This window comes from Microbulbifer mixtoriginis (SeqCode), assembly GCF_052467515.1.
In genome coordinates this window covers 888,379-905,037 of sequence record NZ_CP174314.1, presented here as the reverse complement: position 1 = coordinate 905,037, position 16,659 = coordinate 888,379, and the positions used below count along the sequence as shown (strand labels likewise).

Sequence of the window (16,659 nt, the reverse complement as noted above, 5' to 3'; positions counted from 1 at the left end):
CCTGTTTCAGTTCAGATAACGGCATTTGTATCTGAATATTACCCGGCAAAGTCATGATCATAGAAGCTTATGAGGTATGTATAGTTATTGGCATTAGTTTGGGTGCTTGTTTGCTCTGCTTGCTGCGCCAATAAGTGAAGGTGCTGAGCCTTAGCTGGTGCTACTGGTAGTAGGCGACTTGGAAAAGGTCGCTATCCTTCCAATGGGTTAGGTATTTTATCCAAAAATTTAATTTGCTTTGAATAGTCATGCGTATCTCCTGATTATTAAAAACCAGGAGCATATCTGGATGGATTTCAAGGTTTTAGATGAAATTTAATGAGCACTCACATTGATATTACTACCAACTGGACGGCAATAAACACTTTAAAATTGACGGGAAGGATTAAGGGCAAATTTAAGAACTTCTCTGTCAGAGATATACGATGGCGATACTGTTACCAGAGAATTTATATAGGTGACCAAGCTTATCTTTCCAATATTATAATGGTCTTTTGTAGAGCCTATGGACCCAGGCAGTTAGTTAAACATAAAATATAGAATACTTTATCTTCAACACTATACTCTGACGTCATGCATTCACCCATCCCCCATTGAGCCAAATAATTTAAACAACCTTGGCTTTTCGAAAGGATTTTTGATGGCCTTACCATCAGGACTAAGCCATTCAACAGCATTTAAATTTATTGTTTTTTTATTTTTCTTAACAGCTTTTATAAAACTCTCAGTAGGCGAAATTCTCGCCCAAGAAAAATCACTATTAATAACTTTTGTTTTAGTAAAATCAGGTAAAACCAATCTAGAGGAAGAAAAGTCACAATCCGCTATACTAGATTTAATTAATTGCGGACCAATAAGATAACTCGAACTAAAGCTAGACACTTTCCAGTTAACGTCTTCAAACCTCGTATCACAACCATATATAGCTTCGAGACCACATGACATAAATTCACATTCTCTAAAATAAGATTCATGCATCCTACTATTAAACATATTAACTTTGGAAAAATTACAATTAGTGAATCTACAATAGCTCAAATTTAAATAACTAAAACTACAATTAGAAAATGTTTGCCCATCTATCACCATCCCTCTCAGATCAAACAGTTGATCAAAATATCGATCATTATCACTATATTTATCTGATAAAGAAGTATCATTCAGATATTCATCCAAAGATTGATCTGACTTTAACGCTGAGACGATTTCTAATGCGTTCTTAATACCTAAAGGTGTTTTCCATCTTGATTTAAAATCACTCATTCTTCGGGGCCTTTTCCAAAATTAGGGTTTTCGATCCACTCATCAAGCTCTAATCTTCCTCGTGGACCCTCTTTAACCTTTGCAATGGCTTTAATATGTTCGGACTTTACGTCTGCAAATACAGCATTTTCTGCTTCTGCTGTAAATCTATTGCCCCCAAACCCTCCAAAAGCATTTTCTACTCTTCCCTCAAGTAGCTCATTAACATTAAACATTGGTGCTCCCTCAATCTTAACAACGATCCCTCCTTCGTCGGCCCAATCTATTGGGCCTCCATAATCAGCCATTGGGCTCTTAATAAAGGGGGCTGTACCCCTAAATGCGCTATCTTCTCCACCATTGGCATGACTTATAAGATCATTATTATTACCCTTTGCCGGCAAGCCATTCGCGAATAAATCATCAATAGACATACCTTCAGGTATTCTCATTCCATGAAAACCTTTTCCATGCATTACAGTTGGATCAAAGGCTTTTCCGTTAATAATTGCAACAGGTGTACCTTTATCGACCTGTACAACGGTATCCTTGGGCGGTGGCGGAGTACTATTGGTCTTTTCTGACTTTCCAGTAAACAACGATTTAATTTTACCAAACAAGCTAGGTTTATTTTTCCTCTCAGGGGCTTGCTTAGGGGGACAATCTTTAGATGACAAACCTAAAGGATCTATCCAAGTTACCGGATTAGGTACATACCGATAATTATTAACTCCACCTAGAAGTCCAATCGGATCCTGCTGAGTAAACTCGCCAACTTCTGGATCATAGTACCTAAACCGGTTGTAATGCAGCCCAGTTTCTTCATCGAAATACTGCCCTTGGAAGCGAATCGGCTGTTCAATTTGGTTTTCGTGAGCCACGGCGATATTGCCATAGCTCTTGTAGGCAACACTCCATACCACTTCACCATCTTGGTTGGTAAGGGTATCTGGAGTTCCCAGGTGATCCAGATGGTAGTGATAAACCTGATTATCTTCTTTTAAACCAACAGGTTTGAAAGTACCCGGCTCGAAGTAGTAAGTACGGGTATTGAGATCCTGCTTGGTCTGGGTATCGACTTTATTTTCCTGCAGGAGCACGTCGCCATCCCAGAGAAAACCGGTTTGCACGCTTTCACTCACTTTACCAATACGACGCCCCAGAGGGTCGTATTGGTAGTGAATCTTTTGTTGAAGCTGCTCTGCCCCCTCTTCTACCTTGAGCTTTTCTACCCGCACCAGCTGCTGGCGGCTGTTGTAGTGGTAGCGGGTTTGCAGTTTTTGTCCTTTACCGCGCAGTTCGGCGATGCGATTGCCGTGGATATCGTAGCGGTAGTGGGTATCACCACGGAAGGCTAAGCGGTTGCCTTTGACCTGGGTGGCGCTGGCCTGCTGCTTGGCTTCGTCTTTCGAGTTAGCGGCGGCAAGAATATTGTGCGCGGGATCGTGCACAAAATATTCGGGGTTGGGGCCGTCTACCTGAGTGAGGCGGTCGAGGGCGTCGTAGTGGTAGCTGCGGGTGCCGCGCAGGCTGTCCTCAATTTGGGCAATCTGGCCGGCTTTATTGTATTGGTAGCTACGCTCCAGGATGGAGTTTGACTGAGCTGGATCTGATACCGGGCCATTTGCTTTGCCCAGGCGCAGTTTTTGCAGGCGGCCCTGAGGGTCGTAGTCTCTCTGGCTTTCCAGCCCATTGCCGTGTTGGCGCTGGCTTTCCCTGCCCTGTTCATCGTGGCTGATGCTGGTGATCAGCTGATCTGTATCACTGCCTATGGGGCGGCGGTGCAGGCTTTGGAATTGACCGGCGGGGTTGAAGGCGAAGTTCAGTACTTCACCATCGGGTAATGTTGTGGCAATACGATTACCGACGGCATCGTATTGGTGGCTCAGTTTGTCTTTACCCTGCCAATCGGCAACAACACGCCCATTAGCATCGTACTCCCAGCGCAATTTACGGTGGGTATTTTCCGCCTCAATTAATTGCCCACTGCAGTTGTAGCGGAAGTTAGTAATTCCATCCGGGGTCACTTCTTCTAACAAACGACCAAAGGGGTCACGCTCGAAGATGGTGTCGATGCCCTTACCTGAATCCGAATCCGTCACTGCTCTGGAGCTAATCAGGTGGCCGGCGCGGTTGTAGGCGTAGCGGGTCACGCGGCCATCGAAACCGACTTCTTCAATTAATCGTTCGTTGAGATCGTATTTAAGCTGGTAGCGTTCACCATTTTCGTTGGTGAGGCCAACTAAGTTGCGCTCGCCGTCGTAGTGGTATTGCAGGCGGCTGCCATCCGGATTAGTACGGGCCTTAACCTGGCTAAGGCCGTCGTAAGCGTAGCAGGTACTGCGACCTTCGGAGTCGGTAACTTCGGCCAGTAACCCCTGAGGGTTGTAGCTGTATTGGGTGCGAGCACCATCTGGGGTGATTACCGCATGGATGCGATCCTGAGCATCATACTCGTAGCGGGTGACCTGGCCGGGGGCGTGCTGTACTTCTTCCAGGCGACGAGCGCTATCGTAGCGGTAGTGCTGGGCGCGGCCCATAGGGTCTTTGACCGCCGCGAGTTTACCCTCGGGATTCCACAAGTAGCGGGTAGTATTTCCCAATGGGTCGGTAACGCTGCCGATCAGACCAACGGGGTTATAACCGTACTGGGTACTGTTGCCGAGAGGATCTTTAGTGGCAACGATCTGACCTTTTTCATTGTACTCGCGTTGCCACTTATTGCCAGCAGGGTCCGTAACTTTTGCGGGCAGACCTTCGCTATTGTATTCAATGCGGCGCTTATTGCCGGCGGCATCGGTTTTTTGTACCAGGCGGCCTTGATTATCGTATTGATAAATCTCTTCGCGCAGACTGCCATCGTCACTTGGCAGCTGTACCTTAGTGATCTGGCCCAGATCGTTATATGTATAAAGGGTCTCGGCACCTTCCGGATCGCGGTGATAAATGGGCAGGGCGCGCTCATTGAAACGGTAACGCTCTTTACCGCCGCGGGTATCCGTGACGCTAACCCCCTTACCATCATCATCCCAGGCAAACTGATAATTGTAAGTGTCCTGCCCATCGATAGGGTCACCCCACTGACGAACACAGCGGGCGGAGGGACCTTCGGCATCCCATTCGAAGTGGAAGCGGTAGCCGGTTTTTAGGGTACGCTGCTTAATAACATGCTGGTGATACTGATACTGCTCACTGTGGCCATCAGCATCGGTGGCCTTGATCAGGTCGCCTTCATTGTTGTACTCATATTTTGCGAGAACTTTAATACGACCATCGCGGGTTTCTTTTTTCAGTTCACCAATATGTAAACTTTTTGCCTGCCCTTCCGGAGGACTGATATGCAGGGCTTCACCGAGACTGCTCTCGATACAGATTAAACGCTCATCGATATAGTGGAACAGGTAGAAGTTGCCGTAACCATCACGAATTTCTGCAAGCTTAAGAGTCCCCTTATCCCCGATAGCTTTAAAGTGCCTCTGCACTCCATTGGGGGCACCATAGGGGGTAACTATCCAATGTTCATCATTAACGCGAGTAAGCGATAACTGCTCCACCACATTGTGGCTGCGACCGCTATCTCCTGGTGCCGGCAGGTTAATCACTCGGCCCTCGGCATCGTGGAATTGCACCGCTTTACCGGGTCGCCATAGCAGTTTTTCCCCCAGGGTATGAGTCCAGCCATGTCCCAGACCAAAATCTTTGGGGTTACTGCTGCGGTAAGTACGCGCTACAGTGAGTGGCAGGGGCCCATCTAATACCGTATCCACCAGAGTGAGACGCTCCTCACCGGTTTTTAAGTTGATGGGCTCTCCGCCCTCACAGGCATTCGCATTGCACTGGGAAGTACCACCATTCTGGTTTGTGCCTGTTTCACTGTTAGCTCTATCAGGCTCGTTGGAGGCGGAGTTGCCACCTGCTTGACTCCTGCCCACTGCGTTGGAGCCGGAACCAGCACCCTGGCTACTTTGATTGCCGTTGCTGGAACCGCTAGAAGAGCTATTGCTAGTACTAGAGCTACCACTAGAGGAAGTGCTGCTTGAGGAGGAACCGCGTGACGAGGGGCCGCCGGAAGATGACGGCACTGAAGCCTCTGAAGAGCTTAAATCGGAGAAGCTGGCTCCATTGCCCTTGGCATTGCCGCCGCGTTTTTTGGAGAGCAGATTGCGCTGCTTTTTCAGCTTGGCAAAATCCATCATCAGGTCGCCGATGCCACGGAAGGCTGTTAGCAGGCGCGTATTTTTCGCCATAGCCGCTACCGCACCAATACCCCCTGTAGCCGCAGCCAACACGATGGTGAGAATAATCTCAAAAGCTCCACCACCGGCCATTTCGGTGATTTCTAAACTGTGCTGGGCACTGGCGTAATCCTTGGCAAAACGGATGATGATATCGCGTAGCGCCGGATCGTCATAAATCAGTTCAGCCACCTCAAGGGCCAGATCAAATTGCTGCTTGGTGATTTTAGAGGGGTCGAAGCCGAGTACATCTACCGCTTCTCGCTGAACAGCCGATAAATATTCCCGTTGAGACTCTACAAGACTTTTATCATGGAGCAGGTAATTGACAACCGCTTTATTTTGCTCAAAGGACTGACGTACAGGATGGATTAGTGCAGCCACTTCAAGCACGTCTTTAGCCCAAACGGCCAGCCCCCAGGCAGCGTTGCCCAGGCCCGTAGCGCCTCGATTAATATAAGCACCTACCTTCTCTAGACCCGAGCGCTGTTCATGGCGCTGCTGAATCAACGCAGCCTCAGCCCGCTCCTGGGCAATAATCTGCTGAAACCCTATACGGATTTTGCTGAGCAGTTGCGCCTGCTTGTCGACCAGCTCGGTAGCGGCAAATGGGGCTTCCTCAATAATCAGGCGGTTTTGTACCAGGGCCAGGTAGATTTCTTTTTCCCGGCTGGTTAAATGTCCCGGAGCTTCACTTAAGGGGCCAAGAAATATCGTACCCGACTGACTGGACTGGATACTGACACTCAGCGTATTGCAGGAAATCCCATTCAAGCCGAAAAAGTATTCATAGATCTCCTGAATGGCGGCGTTATCGAACATAGATAAGAGCTGGGTGGCATCCACCTGCAGGGGAATACCCATCTGGTACGCCCAGCCAACTCTCACCATATAACGAATGCCTTGCCTATTCTCGACACTTAGCTGCATGGATAATCCTTCAAACGCCGTAAGCCCGCTCTACGCCAGCTTCTTTTATCTTTGCCAGATCCAATAAATCATCCCGATTTATCTTCACATCTATTTACAACCCGGCGCACATGGCCGGCCTCTATTCCAATAAAAATTTTTCACCCTGCAAGTAATAACACGACGAGTACTTGTCACAGCCCAAAATCTTTTGGATTAGGATGTTCGCAATTTGTGAAATCTTAAATAGTAAACCTCATGATCCCGAAAGCTTATGGAAAACTACTTGCCAATAGCTCCAATTTACCGGCACCTGGATGGGATGAGGCCAAAGCTACCGGTAAGGGATACCTGAAATTGCGACCTATCTGGGCAGATTACCGCAAATAGGTCGAGGGGGATAGATAAACGGTATTACACGAGTACGACAACGAGTGTAGCGCTGCAGACAAATAAATTACTGAAAATATTTTGAATTAAGCGTAATAAATATAAAGGCAATCATCCTAACAACAGATAATTTACTGCAAAGATCTAAAAGAAAAATCAAATTCGAATTTAACCGGCAATAACTCATTAAAAAAGTTATTTGTGCTGCCATCCCTCTTCACTGCTTTAACTAGTAGCTACTAGTTGGATCTATAGAACCACTCCAGGATCAGGCGCAACGTGAACAACATCACAAACCAAGAGAGGAGAAAAGATTAGAAAGAATTTAGAGCTGGGTGAAAAAGTGAGCAGCTGAGAATGGAGAAATGAAAAGTTTATCGACAATCTTTCTCTTCAGGTGAAAGCCATTACTAATTTCAACCCCTAAACCGTTAGTAATGACTTACACCATAAAGATTTATTCGATTTCTTTAATACGCATCGAGTTGGTATGACCACCGACATTGAGGCGCTCACCTTGGGTGATCAATACCCGCTGGCCTTTTTGCAGGTCTATGCGCGCGCCCAGCACTTCGATAATTGACTCGGTAAGGTGCCCCAGAGGCACCGTGGCTGGATCGTAACTGATGGGCTCTACTCCGCGCAAGAGTACCAGCTGACGTGCAACATTGGGGTGCCTTGTCATAGCGTAAATCGGCAGGCGGGTATTGGCGCGGGACATCATACGCGGGGTTCGGCCAGACTCTGTCAACGCAGCCACTGCGCAGAGATTCTCCACTCGGGCAGCCACATCAATAGCGGCCTGGGCGATCACGGTATCAATACGATCCGAAGCACCATGTTCCTCTGGCGAGTAAGGCACACTGCCGAGATACTGCTCAGCCCCCACAATCACCTCGCTCATGGATTCCACTGCGGAGACAGGATAATCCCCAGCGGCGGTCTCGGCAGAGAGCATCACCGCATCGGTGCCATCCAGCACGGCATTGGCCACGTCCATCACTTCCGCGCGGGTGGGCGTTGGGCTGGTAATCATGGACTCCATCATTTGCGTCGCGGTGATTACGCCACGATTGAGCGCATTGGCACGGTTGATCAGTTTCTTTTGCACACCCACCAGAGCGGGATCGCCAATCTCTACCCCTAGGTCGCCACGTGCCACCATAATCGCATCAGAGGCGAGAATCAGGGCATCCATCTGTGCATTGTCGGCAACGGCTTCGGCGCGCTCAATCTTGGCCACAATGGCGGCCTGGCTACCGGCAGCCTGCATGGCCTTGCGCGCGGTCTCCAGATCCTCGGCACAGCGGGGGAAACTCACTGCGAGGAAATCCACTTCCAATTCGGCAGCCAATTCAATATCGCGGTAATCTTTTTCAGTTAAAGCTGGCGCGGACAAGCCACCACCGAGCAGGTTAATGCCCTTATTATTGGAGAGTTTACCGCCCTGTAGCACACGGCAATACAGTTTGCTGGCAGTTGTACCCGTCACCTCCAGGCGAATCTTGCCATCGTCGAGCAGGAGAATATTACCGGAATGGCAATCGCTGATCAGGCTGGGGTAGTCGACCCCCACACGATGCTCATCGCCCCCTTCCGGAGGGCAGTCGAGATCCAGTGTAAACTCATCATTGTTCTCAAGCGCCACGCTGCCGGCTGTAAAACGGGCAATTCGAATTTTGGGGCCCTGTAAGTCGCCCAGCACTGCGACAGTTTTCCCCTGGGCCTCAGCAGCATCTCGTACTTCCCGCACCCGACGGCGATGGTCATCGGCACTACCATGGGAGAAATTTAAACGCACAACATTCACGCCGGCACGAATCATTTCATCGATCACACGCGGCTTATCGGTACCGGGTCCCAGAGTGGCGACGATTTTTGTATGGCGAATCATATGGTCCCGTTAGATATTTGTTTGAAAGAAAATGTCTACGACCGGCTAGCACTGCAAAAGTAAATTTAGCCGGCCCACTAGAGTACAAGACGAATTCACAGGCTTTCCCACAAGGGTTTTCTAATTTAGGAGCAACCTATCATAAGAGTACACTCAGGCAGATTCCGCCACCGGCAGATCCAACTGTAAAGCTGCTGCCATGGCCAAGCTGGTATCCAACATACGGTGGGAGAAGCCCCATTCATTGTCATACCAGGCCATCACCTTCACCAGATTTCCATTCACCCGCGTGTGATTGGCATCGAAGTGGCTGGAAGCGGTGGTGTGATTAAAATCCACAGAAACCAAAGGTTGGTCGCAATAGCTCAAGACACCACCACTGGCTTCTGCGGCGCTCTGCATAATGCGGTTTACCTCTTCAACCGTAGTATCGCGGCCCGCAATAAACTGACAGTCCACCAGAGAGACGTTACTTACCGGCACCCGAACCGCCATTCCATCCAAACGCCCCTTTAATTCCGGTAATACCAGACCCACGGCCGCCGCCGCCCCAGTCTTGGTGGGAATCATATTGTCGGCCGCGGCACGTGCCCGATAAATATCCGCATGTACCGCATCCTGAGTGTTTTGGTCGTTGGTATAGGCATGCACCGTGGTCATAAAGCCCCGCTCAATTCCCAGCGTACGGTGCAGCGCCTGTGCCACCGGTGCCAGGCAATTGGTGGTGCAGGAAGCATTGGAAACTACGCGATGCTCCGAGGTCAGGTTACTATTATTCACGCCGTAAACCACGGTGAGATCTGCATCTTTTGAAGGAGCGGAAATCAGCACCGCTGCAGCACCAGTTTCGATATGGGCAGAGGCAGAAGCCTTGTCAGTAAAGCGGCCGGTACATTCCAATACCAGATCCACCCCCAGCTTTGCCCAAGGCAGTTTAGCCGGATCGCGCTCCTGATAGACCTGAACTCTATCGGAGCCGATAATCAACGCATTGCCATCCACTTTTACTTCGGTGGCAAAGCGGCCGTGAATAGTATCGAAACGCGTCAAGTGCGCATTGGAGGCAACCGGAGCCAAGTCATTAATCGCAACCAGCTGGATACGATCGCTGTAACCAGACTCGTAGATGGCACGGGTGACGTTGCGACCGATACGGCCGTAACCATTGATGGCGACTTTAATTTTCATCTGGCTTTACCTTTTTATTAGCTTCTGGTTATCCCCTATTGCATCCATTTATGAATGCACTCTAGCGAACTTTTATGACGATTTGCCTGATGGTGTAGCGCACTTGCATCAGTCACTAAAGTACTACCCGAACAATTCGGGAACGGCACAGGCAATTAACAGATTAGAATTTCAGTGCTGCAGCCTGTTGCGAAAGACGGGTAATCTCGGCCCAATTTTTCTCCTGTACCAAGGCACTGGAGGCCATCCAGGAACCTCCCACACAAACCACGTTGCTAAGTGCCAGGTAATCCGCCGCATTGTTGGGGCTCACACCACCGGTTGGGCAAAATTTTACTTCCGCTAATGGACCGGCAAGGGACTTCAGCATGGCCACACCACCGGCGGCCTCAGCAGGGAAAAATTTCTGATAACGGTAACCCCGCTCATACAGGCCCATCACTTCGGAGGCGCTTGAGGCACCGGGTAATAGTGGCACATCACTTTTATCCGCAGATGCCAATAGTTTTTCTGTTGCACCAGGGCTTACCATAAAGCGCGCTCCTGCATCGACAGAGCGGCGCAGATCATCGCCATTTAGCACTGTGCCGGTACCCACATCAGCCTCGGGTAGGTGTTTGGCAATTTGCTCTACTGCAGACAAGGCTGCTTCTGTGCGCAGGGTCACCTCAAGAACATTCAAGCCACCTTTGAGCAAGGCCTCAGCCAGGGGCAACGCATCTTCAGCCCGCTCGATAACCAACACTGGGACAACGCCAGCAGACTGCAAAATGTCGGCGATATTTTTCTGCATCAATCAATTCCAAATCGTTCGTTAAGGCGCCCAATACACAGTGACCGGCTTCAGTCCCTGCTTGAGAATACTGCGCACCGGCATTTCCATTTCATCACTACCGAGCAAGGCTTCACGATAAACCTTGAGTTTTTCCTCACCGGTAATCAGTAGCTTGATATTTTTTGCCTGTAAAATGGCATTTAGGGTCAGCGTCATACGTTCGGTATTGGTACCGGTTACGGCACTCTGTTGCGCGGTAATGGCGCTACACAATTTGTCCGAATCTGGATTTAGTGCTTCTGCAAGCCCTTGCGCATGGGGAAATAAAGAAGCGGTGTGGCCGTCGTTACCCATTCCCAGAATGCACACATCAAAGGGGCGCGGCAGCTCGTCATAGGCGCGCTCACAATCAGCTTCACCCTCTACAGCACTACTATGAGTGTTTTTCATGCCCAGCAAAGTGGCCTCGGCGGCATTATTTTGCAGCAGGCTGTTTTCAATAAATGCCTGGTTGCTGCCACTGTGGGATTTTGCTACCCAGCGTTCATCCACCAGCGCCGCCGTAATCTGCGCCCAGGGCAGTGGACGCTTGGAAAGTTCGCGATAAACCGGTTCCGGGGTACTGCCTCCCGAGACAAGAAAAGTGGCTTGACCAGATTCTTTAATGCCTTGCTGCAGTTCGCAGGCACAGTCGTAGGCCAGTGCCTGTACCAGGCGTTCACGATCGGTAAAGAATTTCTCTTCTGCCATGAATACTTCCATCCATCGTTATGGATCACCGTAAAAATAGGTAATCCACAAAATCATTAGTAGGCGTTAAACCATTGGCGACCATCACGCGCTAGCAGTTCGTTAGCTTCTTCTGGTCCCCAGCTACCCGCAGGATAGGGCTTGGGCTGATTTTCGGTTTCACGCCAGTGTTCAATAATAGGGTCCACCCAGGCCCAGGCTGCCGCCACTTCATCGCGGTGAATAAACAGGGCCGAGTTATTGGCAGCGGCATCGAGCATCAACCGCTTATAGGCATCACTGCGGAAGCTGTCATAAGTGTCTGAAAGCGTTAAATTCAATTCCGCCGGCTGTAGCTCAGTGGTCAGGCTATCCATTTTCTTGGCCATCAAAATCAGCCGGATGCTCTCTTCCGGCTGCAAGCGGATAACCAAACGATTGGGGACAACATTGCCGGCACTCTCGTCATAGACTAGGTGGGAAACTTTTTTGTACTGCACCACAATTTCCGCACAGCGTTTTTCCATACGCTTGCCTGTACGCAGGTAAAAAGGTACTCCCGCCCAACGCCAGCTATCGATATATGCACGCAAAGCGACAAAGGTTTCCGTGGCACTAGCGCCACCTTCCAGATCATCCAGATACCCCGGCACCTTTTGACCATTAATTTCTCCAGCAACATACTGGCCACGCACAACGTTTTTATCTACCAAACCGCCCTTTAGTGGGCGCAACGCCTCCAATACCTTGATTTTTTCCGCTCGAACATTTTTCGCGGTCATGGAATTCGGAGAATCCATAGCGATCAGGCACAAAAGTTGTAAAAGATGATTTTGCACCATATCCCGCAGCGCACCGGTTTCATCATAAAAACCCGCGCGGCCTTCAAGGCCGACAGTTTCAGAAATACTAATCTGTATATGGTCAATAGTTTTTGCATCCCAAAGGTGCTCGAACAATACATTACTAAAACGCAAGGCCAGCAAGTTTTGAACGGTTTCCTTACCCAGGTAATGATCGATGCGGAAAATACTATTTTCCGGAAAGTAACTCGCAATTTTGCTATTGATTTCGTCGGAAGTCTGCGCGTTATAACCGAGAGGTTTTTCTACCACCACCCGGGAATTTTTACTAATTAAGCCTTTGGATGAAAGGTTTTCACAGCAGGGGCCAAAAACACCAGGGGGAATCGCCAAATAAAAAATTCGTACTCGCTCGGGATCTGATTCGAGGATGTCCGATAAGTGCGTCCACTGTTGATCCGGTACAGAAATATCCAGGGCCACAGGGCGTAATAACTGGCTAAAACCAGTCCAGATGGAATTGCAATATTCACCATCGCGCAAATGCTGCTGTAGGGCCTGAAGTGCCACATTTAGATATTGATCGGCGTCTTGCTGGTGGCGACAAACAGGAAGAATTCGGCAGCCCTCTGCTAAGCTGCCCTCTCGGTAAGCGCGATACAGCGCTGGAATCAACTTGCGCAGGGCAAGATCACCACCACCACCAAATAACACCATATCAAATGGGTTAGACATAAATTTTGCTCTGAAATCGTTTTCTACTGCGCCGTTTCTTTTGAGCGACACATATTAATAAAGGATACTGGCACCACTCTCGGCACCACTGGCGATAGCGCGCATATTGGCAAAGAGTTCCCGGCCCATACCGCGGGCGCTATCAGATAAATCGCACTGAGCGAGTTCGCGCGCATGTAATTCCGTTTCATCCACCAAGACCCGCAACACGCCAGCTTCGGCATCTAGCTCCACTATGTCACCATCGCGCACCTTGGCAATGGGGCCGCCTTCGACGGCCTCAGGAGACATATGAATAGCCGCCGGCACCTTGCCGGAAGCACCGGACATCCGCCCATCGGTGACCAGGGCCACTTTGAAGCCTCGATCTTGCAGTACACCCAGGGTTGGAGTCAGTTTATGCAGTTCAGGCATACCGTTTGCTTGTGGTCCCTGAAAACGCACTACCGCAACAAAATCCCGTTCCAGCTCGCCAGCTTTGAAACGCTCCAGCAATTCATCCTGGTTATGCAGCACAATCGCCGGCGCTTTCACCTTGAGATGCTCTGGTTTAATCGCGGAAACTTTGATCACACTACGGCCGAGGTTACCCTCCAGTAGCTGTAAGCCGCCGTGATGGGAGAAAGGATCGCTAACAGGGCGAATCACTGTAGTGTCGCCGCTCTCTTTCGCCGTTGGCCGCCAAACTACACCATCACCAGACTCGTTGAGGAAGGGGTCTTGGCAATAGGACTCAAGTCCACTATCACCCAGCACCGTGCATACATCACCATGTAACAGGCCAGCCTCAAGCAACTCACTCATCAGGAATTGCATACCGCCAGCTGCCGCAAAGTGATTGATATCGGCTGTACCGTTCGGGTAGACATGGCACAACAGAGGCACCACTTCAGAGAGGTCGGCCATATCCTGCCACGTGACCTGGATACCGGCAGCTCGCGCCATCGCTATTAAATGCAGCGTATGGTTGGTGGAACCACCTGTGGCGAGCAGTCCCACAATACCGTTAACAAATGTTTTTTCTGTGAGGATTTTCGCGATGGGTGTGTGCTGGCTGGGCTCAGTAATTTTTGCTAACTGTGCCACCGCCGCTTCATTAAGTGCATCGCGCAGGCCAGTGCCAGGATTGACAAATGAACTGCCTGGCAACTGCAGGCCCATAATTTCCACCAACATCTGGTTGCTGTTAGCGGTGCCGTAAAAAGTACAGGTGCCAGCACTGTGGTAAGAAGCGCTCTCCGCCTCCAACAATTCGGCACGACCAACCTTGCCCTCAGCATAGAGCTGGCGAACTCGTACTTTTTCCGCATTAGAAAGCCCAGTGGGCATTGGGCCCGCCGGTACAAAAATTGAGGGTAGATGTCCAAAAGCGAGGGCACCGATTACCAGTCCCGGCACTATCTTGTCGCAGATGCCGAGGAACATAGCGCCTTCAAAGACATCGTGGGAAAGGGCGATGGCTGTGGACATGGCAATTACATCGCGGGAAAAGAGACTCAGCTCCATACCTGGCCGCCCCTGCGTCACCCCATCGCACATCGCCGGTACCCCACCGGCTACTTGCGCAGTGGCACCGTGACGCGCCGCCGCCTCTTTCAAGCGTGGCGGATAAAGCCCATAGGGCTGGTGCGCTGAGAGCATATCGTTATAAGCGGTAACAATCCCCAGATTGGGACCACGCCCGGAAACAATAAGCTGCTTGTCCTTTTCTGGAGAAGCTGCAATAGCATGGGCCAGATTGCCACAGGACAGGTGCGTAGTGGCACGCCCTTCAATGTGCGCCTTCTCCACCTGAGCCAAATACTGAGCGCGGGTTTCCTCACTGCGCTGGATAATTCGCTCGGTAACTGCCTGAACCTTGCTGTGAACCATGACTCTTCCGTATTAATTCTGCTCGATGCACGCTTGAGCTGACATCGATGCCTTATTGCGGTGGCGGCACAGCCACCATTGAGTTTTCATCCCTGAAAGCCTTCCGGCAAGTAAAATCCCGCCGCCTGACTGGGTTGTAGTGCGGGCGAAGCCCTATCACCCGGCAGGCGATGGACAAGCTGGAGAATTCCATCACCCACCCAGCAAAAAAAGTGCACTTTTTTTTCAAGAAAAAACTAATAGGCTTGATCAACATCCCTACCAAACCTCAAGAAATGCACTTTCTTACCAGGCCTAATTTTTACCGGAGCCCACTAACTCCATCGGATACTAATGGGCCAGTGAGATCAAAACCTCCCCCCTCCAGATGGAGTAGAAAGCTCACAAACCTCACATGGCGCTAGCAAATAAGGCCCTGCAAGCTTGATGAAGCGCATTATGTAGTAAAACTACAAAAAAGATCAAGAGCCAGTCTATAGCCGACATAAGAACCAAGCCATTAGCCTGGGAAGGCCAAGTGAAACGATCCGAAATCCTCCAATAAGGAGAATTAAACGCCACAATAGCAAGATATACGGGAAATAAATTTTTGGTACCAAAAGGTAATAATGTAAGAAAATTACAAAAAGATGTCAGATCAGTATATTTTGCTCATGCCCACTACCGCCATTAACCGGGATTACTAGCTGCTGCCAAACTGTCAGTACCGAGTGATCCTTTTTACTTCGGATGGTCCGAACAAAGAAGATGAGATGAGCTTGAGGCTAGAGGCCTCCCCAGGGCAGGTTTTGCAAGAGGAATCGGTGCCGATGAAAGTCACCATTAATGACGTTGCCGCACGCGCAGGCGTATCAATAAAGACAGTTTCCCGGGTCATAAACAATGAACCCTCTGTGCGCCCCAGCACCCGCGAGCGGGTCATTCAGGCGGTACAAGCCCTAAACTACCGTCCCAACCTGGCCGCGCGCAATCTGGCAGGTACCCATTCCTATTCCATTGCCTTTATTTACGACAACCCCAATGCCTACTATGTGATCGACATGCAAAACGGCATCCTCGAAGCCTGCCGCGAACGGGGCTACGAACTGCTTATCCATCCTGGCAGTGGCCGAAGAGAAACCATCCATGAAGAGTTGCACAAACTAATAGAGCAAAGCCGGGTTGCCGGACTGGTACTCACTCCCCCTTTCTCCGAGACCCGGGAAGTTATCGATACTTTGAAGTCACTGGATGTGGAGTTTGTACGGATAATTTCCTCTGAAGGTTGCATCCAGGGAGAGGAAAACTGCATTGCAATTGATGACGAAACCGCCGCTTTCACAATTACCCAACATTTATTGCAGCTGGGGCACAGACAAATTGCCTACCTTGGCGGTGGCGCCGAACACTTATCCACCCTCAGCCGCCTAGCGGGTTACAAAAAGGCCCTGCAAAAAGCTGGCTTACCTTTTACTGAGGAGCAGGTCATAGAGGGCGAATATTCCTTTGACTCCGGCGTAGCCGGGGCGACCGCCTTATTACACTCAGTCACCCCTCCCACGGCCATCTTTGCCGGTAATGATGAAATGGCTGCAGGAGCACTTTTTGCCGCGCGCATGTTAAACATTGAGGTGCCCCAACAACTTTCTATCGCTGGCTTCGAAGACAGCCCCTTTTCACGCCAGACCTGGCCGAAGCTCACCACGGCCCACCAACCGAACGAAGATATTGCCCGTCGCGCTGCAGAACTGTTATTGGGGCGTATTCAATGCCGTGGAGGACAGGAAAAAGAACAACTAAACGGCGTAAAGTCAGATAGCAATTACCGCAGCTTTACTCCGAGTCTAATCGTACGAGAATCCAGCGGTCCGGTAGTTGAGAAAGCCTACAACCCTCAAACTTGATTGA

Annotated in this window: 9 protein-coding genes; 1 reads left to right on the top strand and 8 read right to left on the bottom strand. The window is 50.0% G+C overall.

What is annotated here, in order from left to right:
• Positions 1-579: 579 nt before the first annotated feature.
• The 8 genes from ACJJIT_RS03765 to edd all read right to left on the bottom strand — a co-directional run bounded on the left by ACJJIT_RS03765 (position 580) and on the right by edd (position 14,772).
• Positions 580-1,263 (bottom strand): pentapeptide repeat-containing protein, encoded by a 684-nt coding sequence (locus tag ACJJIT_RS03765; RefSeq protein ID WP_444900027.1) that lies wholly within the window; start codon positions 1,261-1,263, stop codon positions 580-582.
• A complete protein-coding gene (locus ACJJIT_RS03760) occupies positions 1,260-6,407 on the bottom strand; it encodes an RHS repeat-associated core domain-containing protein (RefSeq protein WP_444900026.1) in 5,148 nt (1,715 codons plus the stop codon). The genes ACJJIT_RS03765 and ACJJIT_RS03760 overlap by 4 nt, the downstream gene beginning before the upstream one ends.
• Before the next feature lie 826 nt (positions 6,408-7,233).
• A complete protein-coding gene (gene pyk / locus ACJJIT_RS03755; RefSeq protein ID WP_444883994.1) occupies positions 7,234-8,670 on the bottom strand; it encodes a pyruvate kinase in 1,437 nt (478 codons plus the stop codon).
• Positions 8,671-8,823: 153 nt separating this feature from the next.
• Positions 8,824-9,858 (bottom strand): type I glyceraldehyde-3-phosphate dehydrogenase, encoded by a 1,035-nt coding sequence (gene gap / locus ACJJIT_RS03750; protein ID WP_444900025.1) that lies wholly within the window; start codon positions 9,856-9,858, stop codon positions 8,824-8,826.
• A 163-nt stretch (positions 9,859-10,021) separates the two neighbouring features.
• Positions 10,022-10,651 carry a bifunctional 4-hydroxy-2-oxoglutarate aldolase/2-dehydro-3-deoxy-phosphogluconate aldolase gene (locus ACJJIT_RS03745; RefSeq protein ID WP_444900024.1) on the bottom strand — a complete coding sequence of 210 codons (630 nt, stop codon included), beginning with the start codon at positions 10,649-10,651 and terminating at the stop codon, positions 10,022-10,024.
• Between the two features lie 21 nt (positions 10,652-10,672).
• Entirely contained in the window at positions 10,673-11,383 is a 711-nt protein-coding gene (pgl, locus tag ACJJIT_RS03740) for a 6-phosphogluconolactonase (RefSeq protein WP_444900023.1), read from the bottom strand.
• 56 nt (positions 11,384-11,439) lie between these two features.
• Positions 11,440-12,900, bottom strand: a complete 1,461-nt coding sequence (gene zwf, locus ACJJIT_RS03735) for a glucose-6-phosphate dehydrogenase (RefSeq protein ID WP_444887006.1) — start codon at positions 12,898-12,900, stop codon at positions 11,440-11,442.
• Positions 12,901-12,954: 54 nt separating this feature from the next.
• Complete coding sequence (gene edd / locus ACJJIT_RS03730; RefSeq protein ID WP_444900022.1) at positions 12,955-14,772, bottom strand: phosphogluconate dehydratase; 1,818 nt, start codon at positions 14,770-14,772, stop codon at positions 12,955-12,957.
• Between the two features lie 809 nt (positions 14,773-15,581).
• On the opposite strand from edd, the gene ACJJIT_RS03725 reads away from it, so the two are divergent.
• The gene (locus ACJJIT_RS03725) at positions 15,582-16,655 is read left to right on the top strand and encodes a LacI family DNA-binding transcriptional regulator (protein WP_444900887.1); all 1,074 of its coding nucleotides are present in this window, start codon (positions 15,582-15,584) and stop codon (positions 16,653-16,655) included.
• Positions 16,656-16,659: the final 4 nt, after the last annotated feature.